The sequence below is a fragment of the Streptomyces sp. NPDC001020 genome (assembly GCF_053599115.1).
In genome coordinates this window covers 52,571-68,583 of the sequence record NZ_JBSFLQ010000029.1, presented here as the reverse complement: position 1 = coordinate 68,583, position 16,013 = coordinate 52,571, and the positions used below count along the sequence as shown (strand labels likewise).

Annotated in this window: 11 protein-coding genes and 1 other RNA gene; 3 read left to right on the top strand and 9 right to left on the bottom strand. The window is 70.9% G+C overall.

What is annotated here, in order from left to right; translation table 11 throughout:
- Positions 1 to 642: 642 nt before the first annotated feature.
- The 5 genes from ssrA to ftsE form a co-directional block, all read right to left on the bottom strand.
- Positions 643 to 1,041: a transfer-messenger RNA gene (gene ssrA / locus ACWDEX_RS25465) on the bottom strand.
- Positions 1,042 to 1,145: 104 nt separating this feature from the next.
- On the bottom strand, positions 1,146 to 1,625 hold the full coding sequence (gene smpB / locus ACWDEX_RS25460; protein WP_450466277.1) for an SsrA-binding protein SmpB: 480 nt from the start codon (positions 1,623 to 1,625) through the stop codon (positions 1,146 to 1,148).
- Between the two features lie 77 nt (positions 1,626 to 1,702).
- Entirely contained in the window at positions 1,703 to 2,866 is a 1,164-nt protein-coding gene (locus tag ACWDEX_RS25455) for a S41 family peptidase (protein WP_450466276.1), read from the bottom strand.
- 67 nt (positions 2,867 to 2,933) lie between these two features.
- Complete coding sequence (gene ftsX, locus ACWDEX_RS25450; protein ID WP_450466274.1) at positions 2,934 to 3,851, bottom strand: permease-like cell division protein FtsX; 918 nt, start codon at positions 3,849 to 3,851, stop codon at positions 2,934 to 2,936.
- Between the two features lie 28 nt (positions 3,852 to 3,879).
- Positions 3,880 to 4,569: a cell division ATP-binding protein FtsE gene (ftsE, locus tag ACWDEX_RS25445; protein ID WP_450466272.1), complete on the bottom strand. Its 690-nt coding sequence runs from the start codon at positions 4,567 to 4,569 to the stop codon at positions 3,880 to 3,882.
- A gap of 310 nt (positions 4,570 to 4,879) precedes the next feature.
- Between ftsE and ACWDEX_RS25440 the strand changes: the two genes are divergently transcribed.
- Positions 4,880 to 5,071, top strand: a complete 192-nt coding sequence (locus tag ACWDEX_RS25440; RefSeq protein WP_450466271.1) for a hypothetical protein — start codon at positions 4,880 to 4,882, stop codon at positions 5,069 to 5,071.
- A 95-nt stretch (positions 5,072 to 5,166) separates the two neighbouring features.
- On the opposite strand, the gene ACWDEX_RS25435 is transcribed toward ACWDEX_RS25440, so the two are convergent.
- From ACWDEX_RS25435 to ACWDEX_RS25420, 4 genes are all read right to left on the bottom strand, one after another.
- The gene (locus ACWDEX_RS25435) at positions 5,167 to 5,883 is read right to left on the bottom strand and encodes a hypothetical protein (RefSeq protein WP_450466269.1); all 717 of its coding nucleotides are present in this window, start codon (positions 5,881 to 5,883) and stop codon (positions 5,167 to 5,169) included.
- 328 nt (positions 5,884 to 6,211) lie between these two features.
- Positions 6,212 to 7,318, bottom strand: a complete 1,107-nt coding sequence (gene prfB, locus ACWDEX_RS25430) for a peptide chain release factor 2 (RefSeq protein WP_450466268.1) — start codon at positions 7,316 to 7,318, stop codon at positions 6,212 to 6,214.
- Between the two features lie 117 nt (positions 7,319 to 7,435).
- Positions 7,436 to 8,668, bottom strand: coding sequence for a serine/threonine-protein kinase (locus ACWDEX_RS25425; RefSeq protein WP_450466267.1), 1,233 nt, complete (start codon positions 8,666 to 8,668; stop codon positions 7,436 to 7,438).
- 214 nt (positions 8,669 to 8,882) lie between these two features.
- On the bottom strand, positions 8,883 to 10,571 hold the full coding sequence (locus ACWDEX_RS25420; protein ID WP_450466266.1) for a protein kinase domain-containing protein: 1,689 nt from the start codon (positions 10,569 to 10,571) through the stop codon (positions 8,883 to 8,885).
- Positions 10,572 to 11,007: 436 nt separating this feature from the next.
- Here ACWDEX_RS25420 and ACWDEX_RS25415 point away from each other — a divergent pair, with 436 nt between their 5' ends.
- On the top strand, positions 11,008 to 14,382 hold the full coding sequence (locus ACWDEX_RS25415; protein WP_450466322.1) for an FtsK/SpoIIIE domain-containing protein: 3,375 nt from the start codon (positions 11,008 to 11,010) through the stop codon (positions 14,380 to 14,382).
- A 185-nt stretch (positions 14,383 to 14,567) separates the two neighbouring features.
- A complete protein-coding gene (locus ACWDEX_RS25410) occupies positions 14,568 to 15,983 on the top strand; it encodes an ABC transporter substrate-binding protein (RefSeq protein ID WP_450466264.1) in 1,416 nt (471 codons plus the stop codon).
- The last annotated feature ends 30 nt before the right edge of the window (positions 15,984 to 16,013 follow it).

The following is a 16,013-nucleotide window of genomic DNA, read 5'->3' as shown; positions in this document are numbered from 1 at the left end:
TCCGAGCGCCCCCTACCCGACCTTGCTCGTGTTAGGAATGTAGCGCATGTGGGTGACTCGTGTTCACATGTCTTGTTTATGGATCTTCGTGGCATTTGCGTCCGGGCTTCATGAGGTCCGCGTCGATGGCCGGAATCCATCCCCGTCGGGCATGCTCCACAGCCGTGGCTTTGGCCGACGCCCGTCGAAGCACATCGATTCCGGGATGCGCCGCCCTGCTCTCGCGGGCACAGCGACCGACCTCACGTTGGTCGCCACGATGACCCTGACCCAGCGGCGCACCGCTGAGGCTGCCGAGTTCCCGGCGACTACCGTTTTCAGGCTCGGACCGGACCCCGAAGGCATGGGGCCCGGAGCGTTCTGCGGAAGGAGGGCGCGTTCAGCGCGGACATTGATCGTATCTCCGCAACTACCGCTATATGCCAGCTACTTCACACTTCGCATTAATGTTCGAAACTCACCGAACCGGCAATGACTTCGCACTCTCCGGGCACGGAAGCGTACGCAAGGCCGCCGTACGCCACCCGTAGCCGTGACATCAGGCGCCTGGTGCCGGCCCGCGCGGGAACGACAAAGGCCCCGCTGCTCGAAAGCAGCGGGGCCTTTGTCGACATGGGTTGAGAGGTCCGGAAACCTCCCCGATCGTGGAGATGGCGGGAATCGAACCCGCGTCCAACGGTGCGGAACCAGGGCTTCTCCGTGTGCAGTCCGCTTCGATTTTCTCAGCCCCGGAGATCACGCGGACAAGTCTCCGACGGGCTCAGTCACTGTTTGATTTCCCTCTTCACCCCGTGACCGGGATCAAGGTTTAGTCCCCTAGCTGATGCCAGGATCCGGGTCGGGAACAGCCCCGGGCTGACACTCCCTTTAGTAGGAGGCTCGCTCGCGCTGCCTATCAGGCAGCGAGGGCGAAGGCCTGCTGGGAGGAATCGCGCTTGGTGTTGGCGATTATTTGTTTCGGCCTGTGGTTTACGAGATCATGGCCGCTTCCTCGACACGCTTCCCCTGCTTCGACAACCGCTGTCGAAACCGATCATCCCCATGTTGATTTTTCAAACAGCCCTCCGGGGAGGGACCGCACCCTCTGTGAGGTGCGATGCCATCGTACGTGACCAACGTACGCGGGTGCCAGCGTATTCCCTCCGTCAGGCGCGCTGCCTGCGGCGGGCCGCCGAGATCGCCCGGTCCGCCTCGCGACGGTCCTGCTTCTCGCGGAGTGTCTGCCGCTTGTCGTACTCCTTCTTGCCCTTCGCCAGCGCGATCTCGATCTTGGCGCGGCCGTCCTTGAAGTACAGGGCGAGGGGCACGATCGTGTGGCCCGTCTCCTGCGACTTGGACTCCAGCTTGTCGATCTCCTCGCGGTGCAACAGCAGCTTCCGCTTGCGGCGGGCGCTGTGGTTGGTCCAGGTGCCCTGGCTGTACTCGGGTACGTGCACGTTGTGCAGCCACGCTTCGTGACCGTCCAGTTGCACGAAGCCGTCGACCAGCGAGGCTCGCCCCTGACGCAGCGACTTCACCTCGGTCCCCATGAGGACCAGCCCTGCCTCGTAGGTGTCGATGATGAGGTAGTCGTGCCGCGCCTTCTTGTTCTGCGCGATCAGCTTGCGCCCTTTTTCCTTAGCCATAGTGCCGCCATTTTCGCACTGGAGAGGGGGTGTACGGGAAGCCGATTATCGGAGACCGCGAGGCGGTCGGCGGTCTCCTAGGAGGCGCCGCCCAGGCCGCTGAGCACCGTCTCGGCCCGCGCCAGGACGTCGTCGTCGACCTGAAGGTCCGGGGTGATGCCGTGACCGTCGACGCTGTGGCCCGAGGGGGTGCGGTAGTGCCCGACGGTCAGTTCGGCGACGGCGCCGTCCGGGAGGCTGCTCGGCATCTGGACCGAGCCCTTGCCGAAGGTTCGGGTGCCCAGGACGACGGCCCTGCCGCGGTCCTGGAGGGCACCGGTGAGCAGTTCGGCCGCGCTCATCGTGCCACTGTCGACGAGCACGACCACGGCTCTGCCGGTGTCCCCGCCGGGAGCGGCGTGCAGGGACCGCTGCTCGCCGTCGACGTCGTACGTCGCCACGAGCCCCCCGTCGAGGAAGGCCGACGCGGCGGTGACGGCTTCGGCGACCAGACCGCCGGAGTTGCCGCGCAGGTCCAGGATGATCCCGTCACCCCTCGGCACGGCGGCGACCACCTCGCGCACCCGGTCACCGGAGCCCTTGGTGAAGGCGGCGACCCTGATCACGGCGGCGCCGCCGGCGAGCCGGTGCACGGTCACCGGGTCCGTGGACAGCCGGGCCCGGCGCAGTACCTCGCTCCAGGTGCGGGTGCCGCGCTGCAGGCCGATCCGGACCCGGGTGCCGGTGTCCGCGCCTTCGGCGTCGCCGCGCAGCAAGGAGACGACCTCGGGGACGGGCATGCCTACGACGTCCTCGCCGTCGACGCTGCGCAGATGGTCGCCCGCCTGGATCCCGGCGTCGGACGCGGGCGAGCCGGACTGCACCTCGGTCACCTCGATCCGGCCGTCACGCTGCTGCCGGGCCGACAGTCCCACCCCGGTGTACTGGCCGTCGAGGGCTTCCTCGAACTCCTCGTACTCGCCCCGGGAGTAGACGGCCGCCCAACGGTCGCCGCTGCGGCTGACAGCGCGTTCCGCGGCCTCCATGGGGGACTTGCCGTCGGCCATCGCCCGCGCGGCCGCCTCGGTGACGCCCTCTTCGTGACCGGCCGGGATCGTCGGCTCCGCGGAGATGTTCTTCCGCGCGGACGCGTCGAACGAGCCGGCCGCGGCGCCGGTGACGAGGACGCTCGCGAAGACCAGCGCCAGCGCCGCCCTGTGACGGGCGCGGCGGGGCTGACAGAACAGGTCGTGGCCGGACATGCCGGTGAGTCTAGGACAACGCACAGGGCCGGACGGGCTGTTGCCCGTCCGGCCCTGTTGGCATGCGTCACACCTTCAGGTACTTGCGCAATGCGAAGAACGCGGCCAGTGCCGGCATCAGCAGGCTCGTGGCGAGTATGAGCGGCAGCTTCGTCAGGACGGCGTCCCAGCCGATGAAGTTGATCAAGTTCAGCTTATGGGACAGGTCCAGGCCGTGGTCGATGATGAAGTACCGCGTGATCAGCAGGAATCCGCAGGCCACCATGCCGCCGATGAGGCCGGCGACCGCGGCCTCCATGATGAACGGCGCCTGGATGTAGAAGCCGGACGCACCGACGAGGCGCATGATGCCAGTCTCACGACGACGGCTGAACGCCGAGACGCGCACCGTGTTGACGATCAGCATCAGTGCCACGACCAGCATCATCGCCATGACCGCGCGGGCGGCCCAGTTCATGCCGTTGAGCAGTCCGAAGAGGTTGTCGAGGATGCCCTTCTGGTCCTGCACGGACTGCACGCCGCCACGGCCGTTGAAGGCTGTCGCGACGACCTGGTACTTCTCCGGGTCCTTCAGTTTGATGCGGTACGACTCCTGCATCTGGTCCGGGGTGAGCGAACTGGCCAGCGGGGAGTCGCCGAACTGCTGCTTGTAGTGCTTGTAGGCGTCGTCCTGGGACTCGTAGGTCACCTTGTCGACGACCGACATCTTGCCCAGGTCGTCCTGGATCTGCTTCTTCTGCTCCTCAGTGACCGCGCCCTTGGCGCAGTTGGGGTCGGACTCGGCGTCGCTCTTGTTGCAGAGGAAGATCGAGACGTTGACCTTGTCGTACCAGTAGCCCTTCATCTGGTTCACCTGGTCGCTCATCAGGAGCGAACCACCGAACAGGGCGAGGGAGAGGGCCACCGAGACGATGACGGCGAAGGTCATCGTCAGATTGCGGCGGAGACCGACACCGATCTCCGACAGAACGAACTGCGCGCGCATGGCGTCTGTTCAAGCCTTTCCGTGGAATTCAGTGCTGGTAGCCGTAGACGCCGCGCGCCTGGTCACGGACGAGGCGGCCCTTCTCCAGCTCGATGACGCGCTTGCGCATCTGGTCCACGATGTTCTGGTCGTGGGTCGCCATCACCACGGTCGTGCCCGTCCGGTTGATCCGGTCGAGCAGCTTCATGATGCCGACCGAGGTCTGCGGGTCGAGGTTACCGGTGGGCTCGTCGGCGATCAGCAGCTTGGGCCGGTTGACGAAGGCCCGCGCGATGGCGACGCGCTGCTGTTCACCACCGGACAGCTCGCCGGGTCTGCGGTCCTCCTTGCCGCCGAGCCCGACGAGGTCGAGCACCTGGGGCACGGACTTGCGGATCTCACCGCGGGACTTGCCGATGACCTCCTGTGCGAAGGCCACGTTCTCGGCGACCGTCTTGTTCGGCAGGAGACGGAAGTCCTGGAACACGGTCCCCAGCTGGCGGCGCATGTGCGGCACCTTCCAGTTGGAGATACGGGCGAGGTCCTTACCCAGAACGTGCACCTGGCCATGACTGGCGCGCTCCTCGCGGAGTATCAGCCGCAGGAAGGTGGACTTTCCGGAGCCGGAGGACCCCACGAGGAAGACGAACTCGCCCTTCTCCACTTCGAGGGAGACCTCCCTGAGGGCAGGGCGGCTCTGTTTGGGGTAGACCTTGGAGACATTGTCGAATCGGATCACGGATGCACCACGGGCCGTTGGGGGTAGGTGTGCGTGACCATACGCGAAGCGGGTGCGGGAGCGCAGTCGCCAGTCGGGGTTGCGCAGGAGTTGTGCGTTTTTGTACCCAGCGGGGGGTGCGTCTCGGAAAGAAGCGCGGGCCGTCGCGTTGCACCGATTTGCCTTGCGAGCGCACCGGACCGCCCCTCCCGGAGCCTTTGGCCCGCCGAGCCCGCGCAGCGACTCGCGGAACCTGGCACAGTGGGGTGGGGAACGGTTGCGTTCCCGGAAACGTTGTGTGGGTGGAAGTGGTATGAGGAGGGCGAGGCGCATGACGTACGACCGATTGGTGTGCGCGAACTGCGCGGCGCCCGTAAATGAGGGCCGCTGCCCCGTCTGTCGCGCCAGCCGGGAGCGACTCCAGCAGGAAAGCCCCTGGTCAGGGCTGAACCCGACGGCACTGATCGTGCTTGTGGCCGTGCTGATCGCGGCGGTGGCGCTGCTGGCGCACCAGACAGCGTAGGACGCCGGGGCCGCCGCGGAGGACGCAGAAGACGTACGGGAAGGGCCCGGGGCATCCGCCCCGGGCCCTTCTCACGTGCTTGTCATGCCTGTGGTTCAGGCAGCGGCCCCGCCGCGGCCGTTCGCCAGGCGCGGCAGCACCCGGAAGCCGATACCGCCGGCGATCATCGTGGCGGCACCGATCAGCAGGAACGCGGTCTGTCCGGCACCGGTCTCGGCCAGTTCCTTGCCGCCCTCGCCCTGGGCGGAGGGGTCGGAGTTGCCGTTGCCCGCACCGGTGTCGGTCAGGCCCGAGGAGCCCTTGCCCTGCTGGACCGGGCTGTTGCCGCCGTCCGGGTTGGTGTTGTCGCCGTTGCCGTTGCCCTGGCCGTTTCCGTTGCCGTTCCCGTTTCCGTTGCCGTTGCCGTTCCCGTTCCCGTTGCCGTTCCCGTTCCCGTTGCCGTTCCCGTTCCCGTTGCCGTTGCCGTTGCCGCCATCGTCGGTCGGCTCCGCCGTCGGCTGAGTCGGCTCCGTCGTCGGCTCGGTCGGCTCCGTCGTCGGCTGAGTCGGCTCCGTCGTCGGCTGAGTCGGCTCCGTCGTCGGCTCGGTCGGCTCGGTCGTCGGGATGCCGGTCTCGCTCTCGGTGGGCTCAGGGTCTGGCGTTCCCTCGCCCTCGCCTTCGCCCGCGCCGATACCCACGCCGTCCTTGTCGGCGTGCGCGCCGACAGTGATGTCGAGCGCCGAGGCGGCACCCGCGGCAGTCAGCGAAGCACCGGCGGCGATCACCGCACCGGCGGCGATCCGCGCGATACGGATCCGCGTCTTCTTGGTCATCTGCCTGCTACCCCCAGTAGCTGATCGTCAATGGAGCAGCGCCCGGGGCCGCGGCGTCGGGGGCGGCTGTGCTCGGACCCCCCGGTTCACATGCACCCCAGAGATGCGCATGCCGCGCTTTACCCTTCCGACTTTTCACAGCAGCGTCAAGGACGTTGCGGGCGCGATGTCCCGTAAATGATCATTTGAGGCAGGAGCTGGTGCGTGAGTGTGATGTAAAACCCAGACACCCAACGACAAGCAAGGCAACTACCCCCGAGCGAGGGGTAGTTGCCTTGTCGACAAAGCACCGTGTTCCGGCGGCGACGCCGCGGCCGGCCCACCGGTGTTACTTCTCCTGCTGCTTGCGCCAGCGAATTCCGGCCTCGACGAAGCCGTCGATCTCACCGTTGAACACGGCCTCGGGGTTGCCGACTTCGTACTCGGTCCGCAGGTCCTTGACCAACTGGTAGGGGTGCAGGACATACGAACGCATCTGGTTGCCCCAGGAGTTGCCGCCGTCACCCTTCAGGGCGTTCATCTTGGCCTGCTCCTCCTGCCGACGCCGCTCCAGGAGCTTGGCCTGGAGGACGTTCATCGCGCTGGCCCTGTTCTGGATCTGGGACCGCTCGTTCTGGCAGGTGACGACGATGCCGGTGGGGAAGTGGGTGATCCGCACCGCGGAGTCGGTCGTGTTGACGCCCTGGCCGCCGGGGCCGGAGGAGCGGAACACGTCGACCCGGATGTCGGACTCGTCGATGTCGACGTGGTCGGACTGCTCTACGACGGGAAGGACCTCGACCCCGGCGAAGGAGGTCTGGCGCCGCCCCTGGTTGTCGTACGGGGAGATACGGACGAGCCGGTGGGTGCCCTGCTCGACGGAGAGGGTGCCGTAGGCGTAGGGCGCCTGGACCGCGAAGGTCGTGGACTTGATGCCCGCCTCTTCGGCGTACGACGTCTCGTAGACCTCGGTCTTGTAGCCGTGCTGCTCGGCCCAGCGCAGATACATGCGCTGGAGCTTCTCGGCGAAGTCCGCGGCGTCGACGCCGCCGGCCTCGGCACGGATGTTGACGAGCGCCTCACGGGCGTCGTACTCGCCGGACAGGAGCGTGCGGACCTCCATCTCGTCCAGCAGCTTCCTCACCTCGACCAGCTCCGCCTCGGCCTCGGTGCGGGTGTCCGGGTCGTCCTCGGCCTCGGCGAGCTCGAAGAGCACACCGAGGTCGTCGATCCGGCCGCGCAGGGCCTCGGCCTTCCGCACCTCGGCCTGGAGGTGGGAGAGCTTGCTGGTGATCTTCTGCGCCTCGTCCGGGTTGTCCCAGAGGGACGGCGCGGCCGCCTGCTCCTCGAGCACGGCGATGTCTGCCCTCATCTTGTCGAGGTCCAGAACGGCCTCGATCGACTCCATGGTCGAGGAGAGGGACTTGAGCTCTTCGGATACATCGACGACTGCCACGCATCCAGCGTAACGGCTCCACCGGAGAGCCCATGCCGGGTAACCGTCGGTTACAGAGGGTGCCCGGCGGTGGGATGTCGCCGGGCCCGGCCCTGGCAGAGGGGCGCCGGGCCGGACTCAGGGGGACGCGGGGGCCGAGTTCCGGGTGGCGGGCGGCTGCTCACCGTCGTCGCCGGACGCCGCCAGCCAGCCGCCCACGCCGAGCGCCGCCAGCAGTGCCACCGCCGCCGCGCCCAACGCGATCCGGCGGCGGCGGGCCTGTAGCCGGTGGCGAGCCGAGCCGGGGCGCGGGGCGCCCGCGGCCCGGGGCGCACGGGCCGTGCCGCGGGCGCCGCCGGCCAGCTCGTCCGGCCCGGGCACTCGCATCGACGTGTGCGTGTCCCGGTTGGAGTCCGTTTTCGCCCCGGGCACCAGCGGCACCGCCCCCCGGCGCACCCGCTCCGCCTCCGGCTCCCCCGGTACGGCCGACTCGTAGGGCTCCTCCTCCGGCGCCGCGTCCGGCTCGTCCACATCCAGCGGCGGCATCCCCGCCAGTATCGGCAGCTGCTCCCGCAGCCGCGACGCCAGCTCCGACGCCCGCAGCCGCGACGCCGGCGCCTTCGCCAGGCACTGCACGAGCAGCTGCCACAGCTCCTCCGGGATGCCGGGGAGCGGGACCACGGTCTCCGTGACATGGCGGCGCAGTACCGCGCCCGGGTGCCCGCCGCCGAACGGTGTGAAGCCCGCCAGCAGCTCGTACAGGACCGTCGCCAGCGCGTAGATGTCCACCGCCGCCCTCGGCGGCAGGCCCTCCACGATCTCCGGGGCCAGGTAGTCCGGGGTGCCGATGATCTTCGTCGTCTTGGTCCGCCGGGGCGAGTCGATGAGCTTCGCCACACCGAAGTCCGTCAGCAGCGCCGGGTGCGCGCCGCCCGGACCCAGCGGCCCCTGCATGTCGAGGAGCACGTTCTCCGGCTTCACATCGCGATGCACGACCCCGGCCGCGTGCGCCGCCGCCAGCCCGTCCGCCACGTCCGCCACGATCGCCACCGCCGCCTCGGGCGCCAGTCGCCGCTCGCGCTCCAGCCGGGTGCGTAGATCCGTGCCCCGGACCAGGTCCATGACCAGGGCCAGGTCGTTCCCGTCGACCACCAGGTCCCGTACCGACACCACGTTCGGGTGGTCGAGCCCCAGCAGCGCCGTGCGCTCCTGGACGAAGCGGCCCACGAGCTCCTGGTCGGATGCGAGGTCCTCACGCAGCAGCTTGATGGCGACGGGCCCCTCCGGCCCCTCGCCCAGCCACACCGTGCCGGCGCTCCCCCGCCCCAGGATCTGGTTCGCTGTGTACCGGCTGCCGATCTTCCGTGCCAAGACTGCTCCTACTGGGGACGCGTGGTGCCGACGCTGCGCCGTTGCAACAGGGGCCGTACCCTCGGCGGCTGACGCCGTGAACTCCGGCCCCCGGTCGACAAAACTACGCGTCCGGAGCCCCAACCTTCACCGCGGAGGCGGAAATCACCCTGCGGATGTCGACAAATCCCCAAGCTCAGAGCGTTCTTGGGTCACGGCGAGCACGCTCCGCGGCTCAGGAGCCGCCCAGGTCCCGGAGCCACCCGGTCACGGTGGAGAACCAGTCGCTGAGCTGGTGCCAGTAGGACTTCGACGTGCCGATCCAGCCCTGAAGCGGGCTGAACTCCCAGACCAGCCACCCGGCGACGAACAGGATGACGATCGTGAACAGGCACCCCTTCAGGCAGCCGAGTCCCGGGATCTTCATCGGATTGGCGCTGCGCTGCCGCGGCGGCCTGGGCTCGCGCGCCGGACGCGGGGCCGGCTGCTGGGGCCGCTGCGGGGCGGGAGCGTACTGCTGGCGCTGAGGCGCGTACTGCTGAGGCTGGGGCGCGTACTGCTGAGGCTGGGGCGCGTACTGCTGAGGCTGTTGCTGCCGGGGCTGCGGACGCTGCTGCTGCGGGCGGGCGACCTGCCGCTGCGGGCGGCGCCGCAGCGGGTCCTCGCCGGGGTCGAGGTACGACTGGACCTGCGTCTGTTCGTTGCGGTCCCGGGCCGCGCGCAACTGGTTCTGCCAGGGGTGCGGTCCCTCCTGCTGGGGCTGCCCGTCCGGCTGCCCCTGTGGCATCGGCGGCATGACGGCCGTCGGGTCGGCCGCGCCGGTGCTCGGCAGGACGGTGGTGGGGTCGGCCGCGCCGGTGCTCGGCAGGACGGTGGTGGGGTCCGCCGCGCCCGTGGGACCCGCCGAGGTGTGCGGCAGGACGCTGGTCGCCCCGTTCGGGTCGTACGAGGCCGCCCCCTGCGGCAGCACCTGCGTGGGCTCGGCGTCGGGGGAACCGGGGACCGTGGCCGGGTCCGGATCCGGCGCGAGCAGCGCGGCCACGCCCTCCGCGGCGGCGATCTGCGCGGGGTTCGCATGCACGCCGACGCCCTCGGCGACCACCCGCAGCGCACGCGCCAGGTTCTCGGCGCTGGGCCGCTCGGCGGGGTTCTTGCGCAGGCACCCCTCTATAACCGTCCACAGCGGCTCGGGGACCGTGGACGGACGGCGCGGCTCGGCGCTCAGGTGCTGGTGGAGCACCTCGAGGGCCGACTCGCCGGCGAACGGCGGACGCCCGGTGACCAGCTCGTACAGCAGGATGCCCGCGCCGTAGACGTCGACGGCGGAGGTCTGCGGACGGCCCTCGGCGGACTCCGGGGCGACATAGGCGGGCGTGCCCACGAACTCGTGCTGGCGGGTGAGGCCCGGTGAGTCGGCCAGTCGGGCGATGCCGAAGTCGGTCAGCATCGGGTGCATCTCGCCGTCGTTCTGCATGAGCAGGACGTTGGCGGGCTTCAGGTCGCGGTGTACGACGCCGTCGGTGTGACTCGCGGCCAGCGCGTCGGCGATCTGCGCGGTGAGCAGGGCGGCCGCGACGGGCGTGAAGGGGCCGTTCTCACGGAGGTAGCGGTGCAGGTCGGGGCCGTCGACAAGGTCCATGACCAGCGCCAGCAGATCGCCCTCGACCACCAGGTCCCGCACCCGCACGATGTTCGGATGGGTCAGGCGGAGCAGGACGGACCGCTCCCGCATGAACCGCATCACGATGTCCGCGTCGTTCGCCAGCTCCTCTTTGAGGACCTTGATCGCCACGGTCTCGCCGGGCTCGCCGGCGACGGCCGCCTCGGCGCCCGCGGCCTCCCTCTGGCGGGCTCGCCAGACGGTGCCCGTGGCGCCGCGTCCGAGCGGCTCCTCGAGCAGGTACTTGCTGCCTACCGGCCGCACGTCATGCGCTCCCTGCTGCTTGCGTGTCTGATCCCGTCCACCCGGCAACGGGTGTTCCGACCCACTGTAGTGCCGCGGCACCTGGCACCGGGCTGCCGACGGCCTGTGGTCCACGCACGTCATTCCCGCGTACGCGTTCGACGGAAAGACGTCTTCTTCGGCGCACTTGGTTGCCCGGTCGGCGCGCGAATGATCTCGCCGTGAGCGATCCCAAGAGGGCACCCCCCGGGCACCGGCCGGGCATTTTTGCGGGCAGAGCCGACCAATCAAGATCATTTGCCGGTGGGCGACGGGCGGGTTGTCGGTGGCAGGTGCGAGGATGCATCCCGTACTGGCCGATGTGCTCGTGTGCGGTGGGGGGAGTCCGCGGTGGGGGACCGCGGGCGCGGCCCCCGTCCCCGTGCGCGCGCCCGCGCAGAAGGGACCGCTGACGGCGATGCAGATCCGGCTGACCGTCGTAGACCCGCTGGGCCCGCCCCCGGTGTCCCGGGCGCACGCGGCGAGCTGCGACGTGCTGGTCACCGCGCCCGCCGGGACCGCGCTGGCCGCGGTGGCGTCGGGGCTTGCCTCGGCGGTCGGCGGCGGTGGGGGCTCCCCGCTCGAGCGAGGCCGCGAACCGGGGGGAGGCCCGGTGGTGCTGTTCGCGGGCACGGAACGGCTGGACGCACAGCGCTGCACGCTGGGTGAGCCGCCGCTGCTGGACGGTGCGGTACTGACCCTGGGCGCCCCGGCCGAGCCCGGCCCCGAGCCGGACGAGGACGCGGCCCAGCTCCACGTGGTCGCGGGCCCGGACGCGGGTGGCGTCCACCTGCTGCACGGCGGCGTGATCCGCATCGGCCGCTCCGCCGACGCGGACGTCCCGCTCGACGACCCGGACGTCTCCCGGCTGCACTGCGCGGTCACGGTCACTGCCGACGGCCGCGTCTCGGTCGCCGACCTGGGCTCCACGAACGGCACACAGCTCGATGGCATACGCGTGACCGACCGCCCGGTGCGCTTCACCCCTGGGGTCCTGCTGCGCCTCGGCGAGTCGGCCCTGCGGCTGGCCCCGCCCGGCGGCATGCGGTCGGTACGGACGGCGCCGGACGGCGAGGGGCATGTGCGGGTCCTCGGTGAGGAGGCGCCGAGCGACTCCGACGCTTCCGCACGGCCGGAGACGACCGCGGCCGTGGCCCACGCACGCGGGGACGGGCCGGGCTCCGCCACGGCCGGGGCACCCAGGGCGGACGGCCACACCGGTACCGGACGGACAGGGCACCCCTCCCCCGACGACAGTCCCGTGGGAGGCGTACACGGGGCCAGTGTTCCCTCCCTGGACGGCGACCACGCCCACGCGGCCGGCGGCCCCTCGGCGGCCACACAGCACGGCTTCGGCGTCACCGCCTGGGGAGCCTCCGGCGGAATCACCCCGGGGGCGCAGGAGCACGGGCTCGTGGAGCCACCCGTCCCTGCACCTGGCGTACGGGACGAGAGCCGGGGCACGGCATCCGAGGACGTGACCGGCGCGGGCACGCGCAAGGGCACCCCGCCGCGCGGGACGGACGTGCCGCCGGGGGTGCGCAGGCGTGGCGGCCTCACCGCGTGGGCCCGGCGGCTGGCCGGGGGCCGCGGCGAACCCAGCGGAGCACGGGGCGGATACGACGAGAACGGGGACGTGCCGCGGGCCACGCCCGGCGCCGCCCGCGGGCCGGAGAAGTGGCCGGACCCGGCGGCACTGCTGCTGGCCGTCCTCGGCCCGGGCCCCAGGCTCTGGGAGCGCGGCCCCGGCCACCCGGAGGCGCTCACGGTGCGGCTGGGCACAGCCGACCGGACGGCGCCGGACGGTTCGGGGCTGCTGCCCGCCGTCCCCGTGACCGCGGGGCTGCGCGAGGCGGGTGCGCTCGGCCTCGCCGGGCCCCGCACGCAGTTGACGGGGCTGGCACGCGCGGTGGTGGCACAGCTCGCCGCGCTGCACTCCCCCGACATGCTGGAGCTGGTCCTGATCAGCACGGATCGCTCGCGCACGCGAGAGGAGCGCACCGCCGAGTGGTCCTGGCTCGGCTGGCTGCCTCACCTGCGCCCGACCCACGGCCAGGACTGCCGGCTCCTGCTGGCGTACGACCGCGACCAGGCGGCGGCCCGCACGGACGAACTGCTGCGCCGCCTGGAGGACCATCGCACGGGCCTGGACGGCCCTCGGGGCGCGGACGACTCGGCCGCCCCGGACCGCTCCACGGCGGATCCCGACGGCCGCGCGTCCGGTGCCTTCCCGGGCCCGTACACCGTGGTGGTCGTGGACGGGGACCCCGGCGGTGCCGATGTGCGCGAGGCCGTGGTGCGGCTGGCACGCGAGGGGGCGCGGGCCGGGATCCATGTCCTCTGCCTGGCCGAGACGCCGTCCGCCTCGCCCGCGTCTCCGGTGACGGAGACGTACGAGGCGGCGTGCGCGGCCTCGCCCGCGTTCCGGGAGTGCGGCGCCGTCGCACTGCTGAGCGGCGACGTGGCTACGGCACTGCGGCTGCTGCGGGTCGCGACCGGGGCAGGCGCGGCCGCCGAGCACGGACACCCCGGTCCCGTGGGGCACGGGGTGCTCGCCGCCATAGACGCGGTGTCCCCGGCATGGGCGCAGCGGTTCGCCCGGGCGCTCGCCCCCCTGCGGACCGACGGCAGCGGGGACCGGCACGCGCGCGTATCGGCGCCGTTGCCCCAGGCGGCCCGGCTGCTGGACGAGTTGGGTCTGGCACGGGCCACCCCGGCGTCCCTGATGGCGCGTTGGGCGGACGCGGCGGACGACGCGCAGGCGCCCGGCGGGCGCGCGGGGGCGGTGCTCGGCGCCGGGCCACGCGGTCCGGTGGGGGTCGACCTGGCCGCCGAGGGGCCGCATCTGCTGATACAGGGCCCGCCCGGCAGCGGGCGTACGGAACTACTGCGTTCGATCGCCGCGTCGCTCGCGGCGGCCGAGCGCCCGGACCGGCTGACGATCTTGCTCGTCGACGGCCTCGACTGCGGGGCGAACGGCAACGCCGGCGGGGACGGCCTGCGGGTCTGTACGGACCTGCCGCATGTCACCACGCACCTGGCCGCCAACGACCCAGTGCGCATGCGGGAGTTCGCACAGTCGCTCAGCGCCGAGCTGAAGCGGCGGGCCGAGTTGCTGGGGCGGCTCGGGTTCACCGAGTGGCACGCGCAGCGGGAGACTCCGGGCCGCATCACGCCGCAGCGGGCCGGAAGCACGGCCTCGGGCGACCTCGACAGCCCGCCGAGCGCGACGCTGCGGCTGCGGCCGGCGGCGACGCGGCGGCGGACGGAGGCGCGGCCGCCGCTGGCACGGCTGGTCGTACTGGTCGACGACCTGGACGCGCTGCTGTCTCCGGCGCTGGGTTCACCGGGCCGGCCGGCGGCCGGATCGGTCGTACGGGCACTGGAGGCGGTGGCCCGGGACGGGGACCGGCTCGGGGTGCACCTCGTCGCCGCCACGGGGCCGGGCGGACGGACGGCGGAGTGGGAGCCCGCCCGCGTGGCCCCACTGCGGATCACCCTGGAGGAGGCGACCTCGGGGGCGGACGAACCGGCTCCCGGACGCGGGCAGTTGACACGGCCGGACGGCAGGGTGACGCCCTTCCAGGGCGGTCGGATCACGGGGCGCATCCCACGGACGGCGACGCTGCGCCCGACGGTCGTCCCCCTGGAGTGGCACCGCATGGGCGACCCGCCGGACCGGCGTCCGGTGCGCGAACTGGGCAACGGGCCGACGGACCTGGCCCTGCTGGCGAGCGCGCTGGAGCGGGCGGCGCGGTCGGTGTCGGCGACCGAGGTGCCTTCGCTGCTCTGAGGCAGGTGCCGTTTGTCCGACCTGTGCCGAGTGGGAAAGCCTCACCGCCGATCACACGTCACGACGCGGTCACGATCGCCCGGTTTACAGTGCAGGCGCTCTTGCCGCCCCGAACGACCGCGCGTAGAACCAGTGCGCACGGAACAGCGCTCGACGTTCGACGAGGAACGAAGAACGGGGCAGTGATGCACAGCACTCTTCGTACACGCAGGTCTCCGAAGCACCCCCCGCACAGAACCCGCCGGGCCGCACAGGCCGCGGCGGCAACCGTGATCGCCGGGGCGCTCGCGCTCGCCGGCTGCAGCAGCGACAACGACAAGGACGTCAGCAACAAGCCAAGCAGCATCAGCAGTGGTGGTGGCAAGGAGAGCAGCGGCGCGGTCACGCTCCCCCGACTGAAGGGCCAGAGCCTGGAGATCGCCGCCGTCTGGACCGGTGGCGAGCAGGCAAACTTCAAGAAGGTGCTCGCCGAGTTCGAGAAGCGCACCGGTGCCAAGGTCACCTATGTGCCCGCCCAGGACCCGATCATCAACTTCCTCGGTTCGAAGATCGCCGGCGGGCAGCCACCGGACGTCGCGCTGCTCCCGCAGCCCGGTGCCATCAAGCAGGCCGTCGAGCGGGGATGGGCCAAGCCCCTCGGCTCCGAGGCGCAGGCGGAACTGGCCAAGAACTACTCGCAGGGCTGGCAGGACATCGGCTCGGTCAACGGCAAGCGGTACGGCATCTACTACAAGGCCGCCAACAAGTCCCTGGTCTGGTACAACGCGAAGGTCTTCGAGGGCGCGGGTGCCAAGGAGCCGAAGACCTGGCAGGAGCTGATGACGACCGCCCAGGCCGTCTACGACTCCGGTGTCACCCCCTTCTCGGTCGGCGGCGCCGACGGCTGGACCCTCACCGACTGGTTCGAGAACGTCTACCTCTCCCAGGCCGGCCCGGAGAAGTACGACCAACTCGCCCAGCACAAGATCAAGTGGACGGACCCGTCCGTGAAGGCGGCGCTCACCACGCTCGCGCAGGTCTGGGGCAAGAAGGACTACCTCGCGGGTGGCGCCAAGGGAGCTCTCCAGACCGAGTTCCCGGCCTCGGTCACCCAGACCTTCACCGGTGGCGACCAGCCGAAGGCCGGCATGGTCTACGAGGGCGACTTCGCACAGGTCAACATCGGCGAGACCAAGGCGAAGGTCGGCACGGACGCGAAGGTGTTCCCCTTCCCGGCCGTGGGCGGTCAGCCCCCGGTGGTCACCGGCGGCGATGCGGCCGTCGTCCTCAAGGACTCCAAGGCGGCACAGGCGCTGGCCACCTTCCTGGCCTCGCCGGACGCGGCGACCATCCAGGCCAAGCTCGGCGGCTTCCTCTCGCCCAACAAGTCGGTCGCGATGTCCGCGTATCCGAACGCGGTCCAGCGGACGATGGCCCAGTCCCTGATCGCGGCCGGTGACAGCTTCCGCTTCGACATGTCCGACCAGGCCCCGCAGGCCTTCGGCGGCACACCCGGCAAGGGCGAGTGGAAGGACCTCCAGGACTTCCTGAGGAACCCGAAGGACATCGCGGGCACCCAGGCGAAGCTGGAGGCGGACGCGGCGAAGGCGTACGGGAACTGAGCCGGGAATGACCGCAGACGGAGTGAGCCG

Bases quoted from the DNA above. Each gene is read 5' to 3' on its own strand.
- ACWDEX_RS25415 (WP_450466322.1), top strand. From the start codon at position 11,008: ATGCAGATCCGGCTGACCGTCGTAGACCCGCTGGGCCCGCCCCCGGTG.
- ACWDEX_RS25410 (WP_450466264.1), top strand. From the start codon at position 14,568: ATGCACAGCACTCTTCGTACACGCAGGTCTCCGAAGCACCCCCCGCAC.
- ftsX (WP_450466274.1), bottom strand. From the start codon at position 3,851: ATGCGCGCGCAGTTCGTTCTGTCGGAGATCGGTGTCGGTCTCCGCCGC.
- ACWDEX_RS25435 (WP_450466269.1), bottom strand. From the start codon at position 5,883: ATGACCAAGAAGACGCGGATCCGTATCGCGCGGATCGCCGCCGGTGCG.
- ACWDEX_RS25440 (WP_450466271.1), top strand. From the start codon at position 4,880: ATGACGTACGACCGATTGGTGTGCGCGAACTGCGCGGCGCCCGTAAAT.
- smpB (WP_450466277.1), bottom strand. From the start codon at position 1,625: ATGGCTAAGGAAAAAGGGCGCAAGCTGATCGCGCAGAACAAGAAGGCG.
- ACWDEX_RS25455 (WP_450466276.1), bottom strand. From the start codon at position 2,866: ATGTCCGGCCACGACCTGTTCTGTCAGCCCCGCCGCGCCCGTCACAGG.